We start from the raw sequence: 15,535 nt of genomic DNA, 5'->3' as shown, positions 1-15,535 counted from the left end.
CCGGCGGACGGATGCTTCCATCTCCGCCCGATTGACCAGATGATCAATGCCACGCTGGCCTATAGCCTCGCCGTGCAATGCTTCCCAGGTTTGCCCGTGGAGTCTGGCAATGGTGCTCTGATGTTTTTGCCACAACACTGCGCCCAAGGCGTCCTGCAGGTTGACGGCGGCTCGCGCATAGGGATCGCTTGTCGCGGCCTTGCGCCAATGGGCCTCATCGCCATGGATCGGCGGGCCGTCATGGTCACGCCGGATGCGCAGATACTCTTCAAGGGCGGCCTGCTGCGCGGCGTCGGTGACTTCTATCAGGGCTTTGACATCGGCATCGCGGGTGGCCAGCGCCTCAAGGCGCGCCGGTGTCACCTCGTACAAGGACTGGATGTAGGCACCGGTGAGGTACTGGCGCTGGGCCGCGTCGTCGGCGCTCCACTGCTCGATCCAGTCCGCGACGTTCAGTTGGGCGCTGGCCAGATCGCGCATCACGCCAAAGTCATCGCGCAAGACCAGGAACAGGCAGTCGTTCTGATAACTCCCCAATACCTGACTGGTGAGTGCTTCGATCACCGTGGCCTTGAACAGCGGCCTGTCTTCCCAAACGTAAGGCTGGCGCTCTTGCGGATGGGCGCCCTCAGGCAATGACTCGTGGCCCTGGGCGGGCGCGTCCGCTTCCGCAACCTCGGCCAGCCAGGTTTGGGCCTGGCGCCGGCTCAGCAAATCGGCGCCGCCCCGGTCCGGACAGGCTTTGGCCAGCTCGATGCGTTGCATCAAGCGCTCACGCTCGGCGGCGTCCTTGAGCACTTGCGAACACTTGTAGGCCGTCCACTGGATTTCCGAATAGCTGGCAAACAAGGTGTGTTGCCGGGCGAAGACCAAATGAGGCTCGCCAACCGACGTGGTGCGCGTATCGCCCGCCACTTCCGGGCCCTGCCACAACAGCTTGCTGATCTGCCCCTGCTCGACGCGGTATTCATGCAGGTAGCCGGTGCCGTTGTCGATGATGTACAGGTAACCGTCGCGCAGCAGGCGTATGCCCAGGGGCTGGCTGTTCAGCTTGAACGGCAGGGTCAGTTCGGATGAAGGGTCGAGGTGCTCGACCAGTCCATAGCGCAGCGGCAGCAACTGCACTTTTTCGCTCATCAAGGGGCACAGGCCGATGGGCGAACGGATGTCTTGGGCGCTCTTGGCCATGGCGGCAATGTTGGCCGCGCCTCGGAGCGGTGGTTGGGCTGTCACGGCACGTCTCCCGGTAGCTGGGTCGAGCGCTCATGTGCCAGCTCCGCTGCACGTTGCACGCGGCTCAACGGTGATTGTTGGGTCGACACCGTCAGCAGTTCGACGATGTCCGGGTGATCGCTCAATGGCTGGCCGGATAGATAGGCATATACATTGGCGTAGAGGGTGATTTCCTGCTCCGAGGTGAAGCCGAGCCGATGCGCCTCCCGCGCTGTTTTTTCGGCAAACTGCAGGCGCTCCCGGTCTGGGCAGGACGCCATGAAACCGGGGAAATAACGCTGCAGGTGATCGTTGAGGTCGAGTACCACATGATGAAACTGCGCCTCTTCCAGGGCCGTGAGTTCCTCCTCGGTCAACCGATAGGTATCGCTGCTGTCTGGCGCGGGGAGATCCGGACGCTGATGTTGTAGCCAGGCGGCCTGAAGACCATCCGGCAGACACAGGTACTGGACGGGGCCGAACCAGCGCGCACTGTTGGCTTGCCGTGCAAGGTCGAACAAATGATGCATGACGGCTGGGTCGGCGATGCGTGGCATGACCTCCCCCGCGCTCGGGTGCTTGACGGTCAGGAGATGACGCCAGTGCTTTAGAAGCGTTGACACATCGGCATCGCTGAACAGCAAAAAACCCCACTCCAGTGCTGCGTTTTCCTGAAAGTGAGCCAGCACAGGATCGTCTGCGCCGTTGAGGGTGACCAGACGCGGTGAAATATCCGCCAGTTCCTGCCAGCGCGTACCCTGGTAGAGGCCATGGACCGGGTTATCCCAACGGCTCAGACGTTGCGGCAGGTTGGGGACACTGACACCGTCCAGAAGCAGGTACGCCGATACAGACCATGGCAAATCATCCGGCAATGGAGGTAACTCAAGCATTGTCTTCACCTATTTGCTGTTGGGCGGCTTCACAAACTGCGCAGATTGGTTGTCTGGCCATCAGGGCCAGACGCTGCGTGCGGGGTAACAAGGGCACTTGCAGGGCGGATGCGGTTGTTGGAGCAGCGGACAGCGGTGGTAACCCCGCCATCGGCACACCGCCCTCGACAATGGCCACACTGCTGAAGATCCCGCCCGAATGGATCACGAGGTGATGGCCGCCGGCCGACAGCGTCAGGCTCGCCTCGGCATCGATCACCACCTGGCTGGCGGTGACCCGCGCCTGTGGACCGGCCTGGATCACCCAGGTGCCTTCAACCGTGGTACTGCTGTTGCTGCCGACGTTGAGCAGGTCGTGGGTGCCGATGACGGTGCTGCGCATCCCGTCGGTGGTGTGCCGTTCATCCGCCTTGATCAGGCTGGTGCTGTTGGCGTCAACCTGCTCGACGCGGTTGCGGCGGATCAGGCTGTGGCTGTCATTGAGGATCAGTTGCTCGACATCGCGCTCGGCCCGCAGGTAGATTTTTTCCTGACCGGCGCGGTCTTCGATCATCAGTTCGTTGTACCCACCGGTGTGCGGCGAACTGTGGCTGCGCAGCACGGTTCGAGTCTTGTGCTCGGGCAAGGGATAAGGCGCGGACATGACCTTGTTGGCCACGCAGCCGGTGATCAGCGGTTGATCCGGATCGCCCTCCAGAAAAGTCACCACGACTTCCATGCCGATGCGCGGCAGGGTCACCGAACCGAAGTTTTCCCCGGCCCAACTCGATGAAACGCGGATCCAGCAGCTGCTGCGTTCACTGTTGAATTCGGCACGATCCCACGGGAACTCGCACTTCACCCGGCCGAACTCATCGCAGTAGATTTCTTCGTGTTCAGGCCCGGTCACCCGCGCCGTCTGGCTGACCAATGGAGCGCGGCGCGGCGGCAGCGGTGGACGGAAAACCACCTGCGCGGGGATCACGCGGAACGTGTTGCGATAGCCTTGGGTGAAACCGTCGGCGGCCTTGACGTCAGGGGTGACCGCCTCTTCGAGCACATTGGGTTGTCGGCCATCGTGGGAAACACTGAGCAACAGCCACAAGTCGTTGCACTTTTCCCGGGGGTGGTCCGTCAGGCCGAACAGATGGCCGCAACGCAGGCGTGGCTGATCGCTCTCACCCTCGCCCAGTTCATAGTCGCTGCGATGCCGCTCCAGCGCCTGACGGGCAAGGTGGTCGCCGCGCTTTTCGTTCCCCAGCAACAACGGGTAACGATAATCCTCCAGTTCCGGGGTGGATTCGGCGCTGAAACGGCTTTCGAGCAACAGGCTCGGGCGTTTCAGGTCGTAGTCACGCCGGGTGACGGTACTGGTGCGCGTGCCGGTACGCACGCTGAAGCGGCTGACCACCGGATGCTCGGCCACCATGCCGCAGTCCTGCTGATAAGACGTGGCCCCGAGTTTGGGCAGGAACACCTGATCATCGGTGAACACCAGCAAATGACCGTCCGCCGAGTGCTGGTGATGCCACGCGATGCCGTCCTCGGCGCACAGGCGCTGGAGGAACGTAAAATTGTCCTCCCCGTATTGAGTGCAATACTCGCGCGACGCGCTGGTGCTGACATGGAAGGCAAAGGCATCGGCCTGAATGCCATGGCCCTTGAGCACCTGGGTGATGATCTGCGGCACGTTCATACCCTGAAAAATCCGCTGGTCGTGACTGAACTGCAAATAGTGCAGCGCCGGCACCAGGGTCAGGTGATAGCGAGTCAGGCGTTTACCCGACTCGCCCATCAGCACATCTTCGATATGCCCATGTATGCCTTCGCCATCAAGGCCGAATTGCAGAAACGCGGGTTGGCCGAGCAAGCTTTCCAGATCGAAGTCCGGGTACTCGCTGACCAGTTCAATGTGGAGGCTGTAAAGCGTGCTGATGGCTTCAGTGCCCTTGAAGGCCAGCACCTTGAAGTCGTGACGGATAGCAGGAATCTGCAACACGAAATGCGCTGCATTGGCCGACCGGAACATACGCTTATCCTTAAGCAAAGGAGGAAAAGAGCGCGATGTCCAAACCGTCCCTGGTTCGTGCTCGCGAAAGCTGGCGGGCACACTAGCAAGGCAAAAAACAGATGAATGTAGGAAGCGTCTTTAAAGCCGGAAGGAAGCTTCCTATACAAAAATATCCGTTTAGAAAAAAACCACGTTTACCGTGGTTTTTGGTGAATTAAAATTTTTCGCCTTCGGCAGTTCCTTGGCAATTGCGAAGTTGGAGATGTCCGGGAATCTACGCCAATGCCTTGGGCAAACGATGATCGGCAAAAAACGCCTTGCCCTTGCCGATGCGATCGGATGCCTTGGGCATATTTACCGCTTGGGTATCCTGGGCATCGACATACCAGTAGCAATGACTGACGGCCCGGGTGATGCCGACGTAGGCCAGCCGCAGGATTTCGTCCTTCTGCGCGGTGTCATAAGGCTCGCTGTCACCGGCCTTGCCCAGGCCCGCCATGCGGTAGACCTGATTCTTGTACGGTGAACTGGTCAAGTGCTGACAATCGCCGAGCAGGAATACGGCATCAGCCTGCAAGCCCTTGGCGCTGTGGTAGGTCAGTTGCTTGAGGCGCCGTGCTTCATACGGCAAGCTAGAATCAACATTAACTACAGACTGAATATGCTGCTCTATCAATGACTTATCGCTACTTTTTCGATAAAGCATCAAGATTGAATCACCCTTGCGGTAATGCTCCATCAGGCACGCCGCCATGGCCTGATCATCACGGTCGAGCACCTTGACGGGCCACAAGTCCTTGGGCTCGCCGCTGGCCTTGGCCTTCTTGCCCGGAATTGCTGGCGCGGCACGAACGATGTGTTCAGCGGCGTCGATGATGTGTTGGTGACTGCGATAGTTGTCGCTGAGCATGACCCTGGTGGTGCCTGGCGACGAGAATTCCTTGTTGAACTCCATGAAATAGCCAGGTGAACTACCGCGCCAACCGTAGATCGACTGCCAGTCGTCCCCCACGCAGAGCAAGGACGAGCGCTGCGCTCCGCGGCCCACATGCATGGCCGGCCCCCGACGGCGGATCTCGGCCAGACTGGCGCGAATCCAGGAGACGATTTGCGGCGATACGTCCTGAAATTCGTCGATCATTAAATGTGACAAGGGTCGCAACAGCTCGTCACTGAGCAGTTTCAGGTTTTCCGGGGAATGTTCGCTGAACAAGGCAAACATTCGGTTGTAGGTCATGATCGGCGGCTTCTGGTCGAGCAAATGGTCTTCCAGCGCACGCCAGTACAGACTCAATGCCTCGAAGAAAAACCGGTCCGGGTCGTCCTTGGCAAAGCTCATCTGGCTGACTGCGTTCGGCACATCCAGGCCGAGGTTCTCGATAAACCCGGCGGCGGCGACAAAGCAGTCCAGCAACGGCGCGGAAGTAAGCTCACCCTTGACCTTGTAATCAAAACCCGGCCCGGCACTGGCGTCGCCGGCCAACGCAGCCAACACACGCCTGGATGATTCGTAACTATCAAGCCAAATCAATGGCTTACGACAGAAAGCTTGAAACAGTGTGCGCTTTACTGCCCATTCCGCACGAACCGTCAATTTGGCGTTCGGGCGGCTGACCTGGGGGTTTTCCCCAGGATCGAAGCCCAGCATCACCCAGGCGTCCAGGGACGGAATGTAGCCATGGCAATGGAAAGTCGAGCCGTTGATATCGAAGGTCTGGCGATTCGGCTCAATGCCTTTGATTGGCCAGGCGCGCGCCCTGAACCACAAGTCTTCCACCGTGTCGCACAGTTCCTCGTCACGCTTGGCAGCCAGCTCGGTCACCGCCATGCGTTTTTGTACATCAGGGTGATCACGCTCCAGCTCCTTGAGCTGCAGGGCGTGGCGCGACAGCGGCTTGATCAATTCGCGAAAACGCTCATCACGCTTATGCAAGGCGTGAAAACAGGCGTTCAGTTGCTGACGCTGGGCGTCATTGATGCGCAGGTCAAATGGATTGCTGTCTGCGTCCTCCTCGCCGTTTTGTGCACGATGACTGAGGTTCTCAAAGGCTTGCAGGCGTTCGAAGCCTGGCAAACTGCGGACCATCGGCAGGATCCGCGAGTGGAAGGTCCGTACCAGATCGCGAGCGTCCTTGAAGGTGAGCGAACGCCCCCAGAGAGCAAACAGTTCGATCAACTTGTTGATGAAGTCCTTGCGTGACTCTCGGGTGAAGGTCACCACGGTCATCGAGCTCAGCTCGAAGCCCAGATAATGGCTCAGCAGCACGATCCGCAGCACCAGGGTCGTCGACTTGCCCGCGCCCGCGCCGGCGATTACCGAAGTGGTCGGTGTGTCGCTGAAGATCATTTTCCACTGGGCCGCGCTGGGCTGGGCATGAGGCGCAAGCAGTCGCGCGACATCGGCCTTCATGCGCTTCTTCACCTCGGCGTTCAGCGGCAAACGCCAATCGTCGAACAAGTGATCGTCGATAGTGGGGGGACGATGTTCGGTCGAGCGCGAGTCGCGAATCAGCAGGACCTGTCGCCCCTCTTCCAAGCCTTCGAGCTTGCCTTCCTTATAGCCGTAGTCCACTCCCGCCATGTGCCCGCTGCGGAAGCCGTCAGCCTGACCGTGCAGCCAGGACGCTCGGTGTTGCGCACGCAACCGCGTCAAGCCGTGACCAAAGAATCGGGCGGCCAGGCGCTTGAGCAGCGGCATCTCGGCCAGAGGACGTAGTTCAGGCGGAAGATCGGGGGTGTGTTGCGGCACGCGGACGGACTCCAGGGTGTGAGGCTGTTGAGGGCTATGGTGTCTGCATTTGCCGTCGAGTTCTAGTGAATTGCTTATGACTCATTAGCTTATGCGATGAACTGAAGGTGAGATGAGAATGTTTTGAGGGTCGAACTTATCAGCCATTTCGATTGTTATGCGGCATTTTTTACGCTTTTTATCGATGCTTGCCTGATGGATGATGCCCGTCATCAACCACCGGTCTCGCTTCATGGCCCAGGCCTGCCGCCCCATGACGAACCTTTCAGGAGACGATCATGCTTGAACTCAGACCTTTTAACTCGCTCGGTGGCGCTCACCACGGCTGGTTGGATGCCCATCACCATTTTTCGTTCGCCGAGTACCATGACCCCAAACGCATGAACTGGGGCAACCTGCGGGTCTGGAACGACGACGTAATCGCCCCTGGCACCGGTTTCCCGCAACATCCACATCGCGACATGGAAATCATCACCTATGTCCGTGAAGGGGCCATTAGCCACCAGGATAACCTTGGAAACAAAGGTCGCACTGAAGCCGGTGACGTACAGGTCATGAGCGCTGGCACCGGGATTGCCCACAGCGAGTACAACCTGGAAGCGACGCCCACCAAGATCTTCCAGATCTGGATCATTCCCAACGAATCCGGCCTGGCGCCGTCCTGGGGCGCCAAGCCGTTCCCTAAAGGCCAGCGTGAAGGTTTCGTGACCCTGGCCAGCGGCAAGGTTGGCGACGATCAAAGCTTGCGCATCCGTGCCGATGCACGGCTGGTGGCGGCCAACCTCAAGGCCGGCGAAACCGCTGAATATCACCTGGAGAACGGTCGTCGCGCCTACCTGGTGCCGGCAACTGGGATCATTGAAATCAATGGGTTACGCGCACAAGCTCGAGACGGTGTTGCGGTCGCGCAAGAATCCGTATTGCGGGTAACGGCCATCGAGGACAGCGAAATCGTGTTGGTGGATCTGGCTTGATCCAATAAACGCCGGGCAAAAAAAGGGGCGACCGTGATGGTTGCCCCTTTTTTATTTTCTGCCTGTCCATTTGTGGTGAGGGGGCTTTCCCCCTCACCACAGGTCCCTCAATCACTTGGCGGAGATGGCGCCATCCACCAACGTTTGAGCTTCGGCCACCAATTGCTTGAGGTGTTCGTCGCTGACAAAGCTTTCCGCGTAGATCTTGTAGATGTCTTCCGTGCCCGACGGACGCGCCGCGAACCAGCCGTTCTCGGTCATGACCTTCAGGCCGCCGATGGCCTGGTCGTTCCCCGGAGCGTGGCTGAGGATGCTCTGGATCGCCTCGCCCGCCAGTTCGGTGGAAGTCACCTGCGCCGGCGACAGCTTGCTCAACAGGGCTTTCTGTTCCGGGTTGGCCTTGGCATCGACCCGCACCGAGAACGGTTCGCCCAGTTCATCGGTCAAGGCACGGTAGGCCTGGCTTGGATCGCGACCCGTGCGAGCAGTCATTTCTGCCGCCAACAGGGCCGGGATCAGGCCATCCTTGTCGGTGCTCCAGACGCCACCGTCCTTGCGCAGGAACGAGGCACCGGCGCTTTCTTCGCCGCCAAAGCCCAGAGAACCGTCGAACAGACCATCGGCAAACCATTTGAAACCAACCGGCACTTCGTACAGGCGACGGCCCAGGCGCTTGGCCACGCGATCGATCAAGCCACTGCTGACCACGGTTTTACCCACGGCGGCATCGGCACGCCATAGCGGGCGGTTCTGGAACAGGTAGTCGATCGAGACCGCGAGGTAATTGTTCGGCGCCAGCAGGCCGCCGGACGGCGTGACAATGCCATGGCGGTCGTGATCCGGATCGCACGCGAATGCCACATCGAAACGTTCTTTCAGGCCGATCAGGCCCTGCATCGCGTAGCTGGACGATGGGTCCATGCGAATCTGGCCGTCCCAGTCGACGGTCATGAAGCGGAAGGTCGAATCGACCTGTTTGTTCACCACCTCCAGGTCCAGACGGTAGTGTTCGGCAATCGCCGACCAGTAGCGCACCCCTGCTCCACCCAGCGGATCGACACCCAGACGCAGCTTGGCGTCGCGAATGGCATCGAAGTCGATCACGTTGATCAGATCGGCGACATAGGTATTGAGGTAGTCATGACGATGGGTGGTGCTGGCCTTCAGTGCCTGTTCGTAACTGATGCGCTTGACGCCGGCCAGCTTGTTGGCCAGCAGCTCGTTGGCCTTGGCTTCGATCCACTTGGTGATGTGGGTATCGGCCGGGCCGCCATTGGTCGGGTTGTATTTGTAGCCACCGCTTTGCGGTGGGTTGTGGGACGGCGTGATGACGATACCGTCGGCAAGCCCCGAAGTGCGTCCGCGGTTGTAGCAGAGAATCGCGTGGGAAATCGCCGGGGTCGGCGTGTATTCGTCGCCTTCGGCGATCATCACCGTCACCCCATTGGCGGCGAGCACTTCAAGGGCGCTGGCACCGGCCGGGGTGGAGAGCGCGTGGGTGTCGATGCCGACAAACAGCGGGCCATCGATGCCCTGGGCTTCGCGATACAGGCAGATCGCCTGGCTGATCGCCAGGACGTGCCATTCGTTGAAACTCAGGTCGAACGAGCTGCCCCGGTGCCCGGACGTGCCGAAGGCGACGCGCTGGGTGGAGATCGAGGCGTCAGGCTGGCCCGTGTAATAAGCCGTTACCAGTCGCGGGATGTCGACCAACAATTCTGCCGGTGCCGGTTTACCCGCAAAAGGACTGAGTGTCATGCAAAACCTCTGGAATAGAGTGGTTCAGGGATAGGAGCGCAGTTTACTGGCAGTTTGACCATAGTGCGATGGGATCGATCCATCAGTGTGGCTGATGTTTTGCCGCCCTGCTTACTCGATTGCTTCCAGGCGCAAAGCGTCCCCCAGCAAGCCCAGCGCTTCCGCCAGGTCCTGTTCGCCTCCAAAGGTGTGGCTCAAACGCAAATGTTGTGCGTGCAGCCCCTGGAGGCTGAACAGCTCTCCTGGTGCAATCACCACCTGGTGCTTGAGCAGGCGTTGAAAAACCCGACGCACATTGACCCGGCGCGACGAGTTCACCCAGATGGTTGCACCACCGTGCGGCTCGACGAACTGCAACGCATCACCCATCCGCTCCTGCAGCAGCTGGGTCATCTGCGTCTTGCTGTCCTTGAGCCGCCGTCGCAGTACCTGTAGATGCTGATCCACGCGTCCATTGCCGTACAAACGGGCAATGGCTTTCTGGCGGATCGGCGAAAGACGGAAGGCGCGCAACAGAAAATGCCGTTGCAACTCATCTCTCAGATGGCGCGAAAGCAGATAACCGTAGGGTGCTTCGGGGCCGATGATTTTTTCGAAGGTGGAAAACACGATCAATCGTTCGACAGGCAACAGGTCGCGAAAACGCAGACCCTCCGGCTCGAAACCCAGCTCACCGTAACAATCGTTTTCCAGGACCTGGCAGTCATACCGCTCCAGCAGTTGTGCGATGGCTTGGCGGTTGTGATCCGGGGCCCGGCTGCCTCGGGGCATGTTCAGGCCGGAGGACACCATGACCAACCGCACCGATTCGCTTTCGAGCAGGTCCTTCAGACGCAGGATATCCAGCTCGCCGTCAGCCAGCACCGGCCATTCGATCACCCGCACGCACGCCTCCTGAAGCAAGCGCAACAGCGCCCAGTCGCACGGCGACTCGACCACTACCGTAGCGTCCCTGAGGCACAACACGGTGATCAGGATTTCCAGCACGCCCCGAAGATCGGCGCCGATGTAAACATCATCGGCGTGCCAGCACCGCACCGGCGACGAGGTGTAGCGCGCGGCCAGGGCGGTGCGCAATTCCAGTTCGCCACAGGGTTGTGACGACGGTTGCGGCTGGCGTGGATATTGGCGCAGCAGCTCTCTTTCCAACAGCAACAACGGGCTGTCGAGTGACTGTAGCGATGCGGGCTCGTCAGCACTCAGGTTCAGCGTGCCAGGGCGTCGCGCATTGCTGTAGACCATTTCCAGCAGGTCGTCGCCACTGTAGAGCGTGCTGATGGACGGCACCGGCATTGCGTAATAACCGGATTTGGCCAACGAGTAGACGCGCCCTTCCTTCTCCAGCAGCGAGTAGGCGTACTGAATGGTCGAGATCGATACGTTCAGGCGCTGGGCCAGTTGGCGCAACGATGGCAGGCGAACGCGCGCATCAGTGGCATGCTCGCTGATCAGGCTGGTCAGATAGCGGTACACCGCCTGATACGCAAAATCCGTTTCCCGCGGCCCTTTCATGGGAGGTGGCCGATAACGAGGCGTCTGAATCTCACTTTCACCGACCCGCCGACCATTCACTCGTCACGGGGGCGGCGCTTTCGCTGCCCTCAATGATCGGCGGCGTGTCGGCACCTGCCGACTCGCCCGCCCAGCCCTCATGGGCGGATACCGATTTCATGTGGTACAGCTTACCGATCAGGCTGACCGGCAAGCCGCTGACATCAACCATCCATTGCATGACCTGCTCGGCGACCGGTTGCCCCTGCATGGCCCGGTGCAGGTCGGGCATGGCCACGAGCATGCCGGGGTGGCACTGACGCAGGAAGCGCTCAAGGTTTGCGCCACTGTCGACGAAAGGCGCAAACAGCAGACACAGCAGTTGTGCCTCGCTCAAGCCAAGATTGCGCTGGATCTCGGCCGCCGTACGCGCGCGTAGCTCAGCCAGCGTCGCCGGGTTGCCGAAGGTTTCCACCGCCTGCTCGCACAGGCGCTCCGGCAGTTGTTTGCGGCGCATCATCACCAAGGTGCGCTGCAGGTATCGGGCGACGCCCTCCTCATAGGTTTGCCCCTGCACGAAGCAGGCTTGCAGCCCTCGAACGTGCGCCAGAACGTCAAGACTCACGTATTCATTCTCGCTGAGCTGAGTCGACAACTCGTCCGCCTGGAGACCGAGAAACTCGGTCAACAATGGCCAACGGTCTTCCAGATTGTTGACCAGAATGTCGTGAATATTGATGAACGCGGTACGCCGACAGGTTTCAAACTGATCGGCCGGACGCCAGGGTGCCTGGCCGTGCTCGCCATATAACGCGCGGAAGCAGTCGCCTCCCAATTCGTCCAGCAAAGCGAACAGGCCGTCGTAACCCGGCTGGACATGGCTCAATGGCTCAAGTCCGGCTTTCGCGATGGCACGTCTCAACCCTTCGATAAATTGCTTCTGTTGGCGAAGCGCGTCGCCGCTGACCAAAGCATCGACGCCATGGTTCCAGCGGGCAATTTGCCCATAGAACTCGCCGGTGGCCAGATAGCCGTCGTCCCATAGATCAAGCGGCTGATCCCATACACGACGATGGCCAATCATCAACTGGTTCATTCGATGGGACTCGCGCCCGGCCCTGGACGTCGGTGCCACGTGATCGAACGGCAGGACTTCCCTGTTATCGACCATCAGCACTTCGACCCGTGGATCGTCAAAGAGGAACAACGCGCTGCACGTCCGATGAATGTTTTCCAGCGCCGTCGTGCTGGTGCTGTTCAAGCGCAAGGTGGCCACTCGCAGCTGGAATGTCGCCGGGGACCGGGTGGCGATCGTCAATTGCGCGGCGCGCAGCATCGCCAGGGTGTAGCAACTGTCACGGGAACCGGACTGGATCGCCAGCACCTTGAAGTCCGCTATTTGATCCATACCGCCAGCCGCCACTGCCAGGCGCTGGATCAACAACTGCAACGCAGTTCGTTCGGCACGGGAAAAAAAACCCAGCAGGCGCTGCAACACTTGTTGATAGACATAGTTCATCGCTTGATCATGGATGCTGGTCATTTTTATTTACCTGATGCTCATAAGTTCGATATCGCGCAACAACTGCATGCACAGCGCAAAGAATTGTCTGGAGATGATTTAGTTACGGAACATGATTGCCAAATGTTAGCACTTAAGTTTTCTGGCCAAGATTTGAACGGTTTGGACGTTACCAACGTATTGAATGCCGTCTGCGCTGAGGAAACGCCCTGCTGGCAAGGTTTCTTCCGTTTGCGCTCGACGTCCTAGGAAGTTTCCGACAGAGCCCCACAGACGCGTAATACAAAAAATAAAGAAAGAAGTTGCCCGCGAATGTTCGGTAACGGCGTAACAGCCCACTCTTTTTTGGATATGTATTAGTGCTGCATAGCGAAAAGTATCGATCTGATACCTGACCATGACTCATTCCTTGAGATGAAAGTAATCATTCAATTATCAGGGCTTAGATGCTGATTAGAAGCTACAGATCGAGAGCAAAAACCAGTTCAGTTGCTGAACCGGCCCGTCGGCAGGCCGATGGGGTGTCTCATGGCACAAGGTGCCGACAGTAAAAAGTCCGTGCAAGCACGGACTTTTTGGGGGGGATCAGGCCGGTTCGACCTGTAGCGCAACCCGCTCACGGCATGGGCATTCGTCCATATAGCGGTGTGCTTCGACAAACTCGGAAAACGGGAAGACCCGAGTCTTGAGTGGCAATACCACGCGGTCAGCGGTCAGCTGGTTAATGTCGCGCAGGGCACGGTGCAATGCCACCTGATCCTGGATGATGCCCAGTTCCGGCTTGCCGGTGAAGTTGCCGATGCAGTGCACAAAGAACTGAATGTTCTTCTGGAACGCTGCGCAGGCCGGGAATGGCGTCTGGTTGCCCCCTTGCAGGCCATACAGGACCAGGCTGCCCCGAGGCGCCAGTACATCGCCAAGCAGCGACATCTGCGGCCCACCCAAGCCATCGAAAACCACATCCACACCACGGTTGTCGGTGATCTTGTTGATCCGCATCAGCAGATCTTCTTCCTCGGTGACGATCACTTTCTCGGCACCCAGCGACAGCAGGTATTCACGTTCATCCGCAGTTTTGGTCGCCGCGATCACCCGGACGCCCAAGGCTTTGCCCAGTTGTACAAACGATGGGCCGGCACAGTGACTGGCGTCGGTAACCAGCGCAAATTGCCCGGGTTTGACCCGCGCCAGATCGACATAAGCGAAATAGGCGATCAGCAGCGGTGTGTAGTGCACACTCGCTTCAATCGGGCTGAGTACGTCGGGATAGCGGGTCAGTGATGTGCGCGGCAGCACGATCAGCTCGCCGTAGACCGGGTAGTCGTTGGGGCTTTCGGCCGGAAAACTGGCGACCTTGTCACCGACTGCCAGGTCATCGACACCTTCACCGACAGCGGTGACGATACCCGCCATTTCCTGGCCAAGGCCGGACGGCAGACGGGCGTGGGACGGCGCCAGGTTCTGGCGCCACAGTGTGTCGTACCAACTGATCCCAATGGCTTCGACGCGCACCTGCACTTCACCCGGTGCAGGCAGAGACGCCGCATGCTCTTCGCATTTGAGCACCTCGGCTGGACCAAACTTGTGAAAACGGATCGTGCGGGACATCGCAAACCTCGCCAATTAAACCTCTAATGCCCTGAACTCTAGCTGGGCTTTTAGCCCAAGACTATCAGTGGCTATTAATAGTCGACATGCCTGTCATTGATTCCGCCGCAGCGCCAACATTCTCAAATGTCGTAGGAAACCGAAGCCGTCCTTGTAGGAAAACTGAATTACTCGGTGCAGAGTACCAGCCTTTCCCCGTAATATTCTCGCTGGCCATTGTTCTCATATGGCTGCACACGTCAAGTTTGCTGACTCTGCCAGGACTCCAGATGAATCGTAATGACCTGCGTCGTGTCGACCTGAACCTGTTAATCGTATTCGAAACATTGATGCACGAGCGCAGTGTGACTCGCGCTGCCGAGAAACTGTTCCTCGGCCAACCGGCCATCAGTGCGGCGCTTTCGCGCCTGCGCGGGCTGTTTGATGATCCGCTGTTTGTGCGCACCGGCCGCAGCATGGAGCCGTCCGCCCGGGCCGTGGAGATCTTCGCCCTGCTCTCGCCGGCGCTGGATTCGATTTCCACCGCAGTCAGCCGTGCGGCCGAGTTCGACCCGGCCACCAGTACCGCTGTGTTTCGCATCGGGCTGTCGGACGACGTTGAATTTGCCTTGCTGCCCATGTTGCTCAAGCGACTGCGCGCCGAATCCCCGGGGATCGTCCTGGTGGTGCGACGGGTCAACTACATCCTGATGCCGGGACTGTTGGCATCCGGCGAAATTTCCATCGGTGTCAGCTACACCACTGATTTGCCGGCGAACGCCAAACGCAAAGTACTGCGCCGCAGCCAGCCCAAGCTGCTGCGGGCCGACACTGTGCCGGGGCCTTTGAGCCTGGATGATTACTGCGCACGGCCCCATGCGCTGGTGTCATTCGCGGGCGATCTCAGCGGCTTCATTGATGAAGAACTGGAAAAGCTCGGGCGCAAACGTCACGTGGTACTGGCCGTCCCGCAGTTCAACGGCTTGAGCACCCTCCTCTCCGGCACCGACATTGTGGCGACCGTGCCGGACTATACAGCCGACGCGCTGACCGCCGCAGGCGGTGTGCGGGCCGAAGATCCACCGCTGCCGGTGCGCAGCTTCGAATTGCACATGGCGTGGCGTGGGTCGCAGGACAACGATCCGGGCGAACGCTGGTTGCGGTCGCGGATTCAGATGTTTTTCGGGGATCCGGATAGTCTCTAGGGGTCGTCTAACAGGTTGTTCAGCTGATCATTTTTGCCTTTCCACAAACCATGGAGCTCCAATCACTTCCAGTGGATTGCTACATTGGGGGCACATCTGAGGGCATGCTTGGATGGTTTGAAAAGGATGCCCCCAGCCTGAGGCCAAGCAGGCT

Annotated in this window: 11 protein-coding genes; 3 read left to right on the top strand and 8 right to left on the bottom strand. The window is 59.4% G+C overall.

Features of this window, described 5'->3' with window-relative positions; genetic code table 11:
* From AC1Q6D_RS08300 to AC1Q6D_RS08285, 4 genes are all read right to left on the bottom strand, one after another.
* A partial coding sequence (locus AC1Q6D_RS08300) for a toxin VasX (protein WP_492618456.1) occupies positions 1–1,233 on the bottom strand: 1,233 nt, incomplete at its 3' end.
* The gene (locus AC1Q6D_RS08295; RefSeq protein WP_492618455.1) at positions 1,230–2,105 is read right to left on the bottom strand and encodes a DUF4123 domain-containing protein; all 876 of its coding nucleotides are present in this window, start codon (positions 2,103–2,105) and stop codon (positions 1,230–1,232) included. The genes AC1Q6D_RS08295 and AC1Q6D_RS08300, both read right to left, overlap by 4 nt.
* Positions 2,098–4,113: a type VI secretion system tip protein TssI/VgrG gene (gene tssI / locus AC1Q6D_RS08290; protein WP_492618454.1), complete on the bottom strand. Its 2,016-nt coding sequence runs from the start codon at positions 4,111–4,113 to the stop codon at positions 2,098–2,100. Before tssI ends, AC1Q6D_RS08295 begins: the two co-directional genes overlap by 8 nt.
* Before the next feature lie 256 nt (positions 4,114–4,369).
* Entirely contained in the window at positions 4,370–6,844 is a 2,475-nt protein-coding gene (locus AC1Q6D_RS08285; protein WP_103405659.1) for a UvrD-helicase domain-containing protein, read from the bottom strand.
* A 278-nt stretch (positions 6,845–7,122) separates the two neighbouring features.
* Between AC1Q6D_RS08285 and AC1Q6D_RS08280 the strand changes: the two genes are divergently transcribed.
* Positions 7,123–7,818 carry a pirin family protein gene (locus AC1Q6D_RS08280; protein ID WP_090469564.1) on the top strand — a complete coding sequence of 232 codons (696 nt, stop codon included), beginning with the start codon at positions 7,123–7,125 and terminating at the stop codon, positions 7,816–7,818.
* A gap of 111 nt (positions 7,819–7,929) precedes the next feature.
* On the opposite strand, the gene pgm is transcribed toward AC1Q6D_RS08280, so the two are convergent.
* The 3 genes from pgm to AC1Q6D_RS08265 form a co-directional block, all read right to left on the bottom strand.
* Positions 7,930–9,576: a phosphoglucomutase (alpha-D-glucose-1,6-bisphosphate-dependent) gene (gene pgm, locus AC1Q6D_RS08275; RefSeq protein WP_047528822.1), complete on the bottom strand. Its 1,647-nt coding sequence runs from the start codon at positions 9,574–9,576 to the stop codon at positions 7,930–7,932.
* 111 nt (positions 9,577–9,687) lie between these two features.
* A complete protein-coding gene (locus AC1Q6D_RS08270) occupies positions 9,688–11,088 on the bottom strand; it encodes an aminotransferase-like domain-containing protein (protein WP_103405660.1) in 1,401 nt (466 codons plus the stop codon).
* Positions 11,089–11,125: 37 nt separating this feature from the next.
* Complete coding sequence (locus AC1Q6D_RS08265) at positions 11,126–12,610, bottom strand: hypothetical protein (RefSeq protein ID WP_256590349.1); 1,485 nt, start codon at positions 12,608–12,610, stop codon at positions 11,126–11,128.
* Between AC1Q6D_RS08265 and AC1Q6D_RS08260 the strand changes: the two genes are divergently transcribed.
* Positions 12,596–12,838, top strand: a complete 243-nt coding sequence (locus AC1Q6D_RS08260; protein ID WP_146041513.1) for a hypothetical protein — start codon at positions 12,596–12,598, stop codon at positions 12,836–12,838. The genes AC1Q6D_RS08265 and AC1Q6D_RS08260 overlap by 15 nt on opposite strands.
* Positions 12,839–13,174: 336 nt before the next feature.
* Here AC1Q6D_RS08260 and AC1Q6D_RS08255 read toward each other — a convergent pair whose 3' ends face one another.
* The gene (locus AC1Q6D_RS08255) at positions 13,175–14,197 is read right to left on the bottom strand and encodes a zinc-dependent alcohol dehydrogenase family protein (protein ID WP_047528683.1); all 1,023 of its coding nucleotides are present in this window, start codon (positions 14,195–14,197) and stop codon (positions 13,175–13,177) included.
* 269 nt (positions 14,198–14,466) lie between these two features.
* On the opposite strand from AC1Q6D_RS08255, the gene AC1Q6D_RS08250 reads away from it, so the two are divergent.
* The gene (locus AC1Q6D_RS08250) at positions 14,467–15,381 is read left to right on the top strand and encodes a LysR family transcriptional regulator (protein WP_047528682.1); all 915 of its coding nucleotides are present in this window, start codon (positions 14,467–14,469) and stop codon (positions 15,379–15,381) included.
* Positions 15,382–15,535: the final 154 nt, after the last annotated feature.

It is taken from the genome of Pseudomonas sp. MT92, from assembly GCF_058792515.1.
The sequence above is the reverse complement of the archived record's forward strand: the minus strand, read 5'-3'. Positions and strand labels throughout refer to the sequence as shown.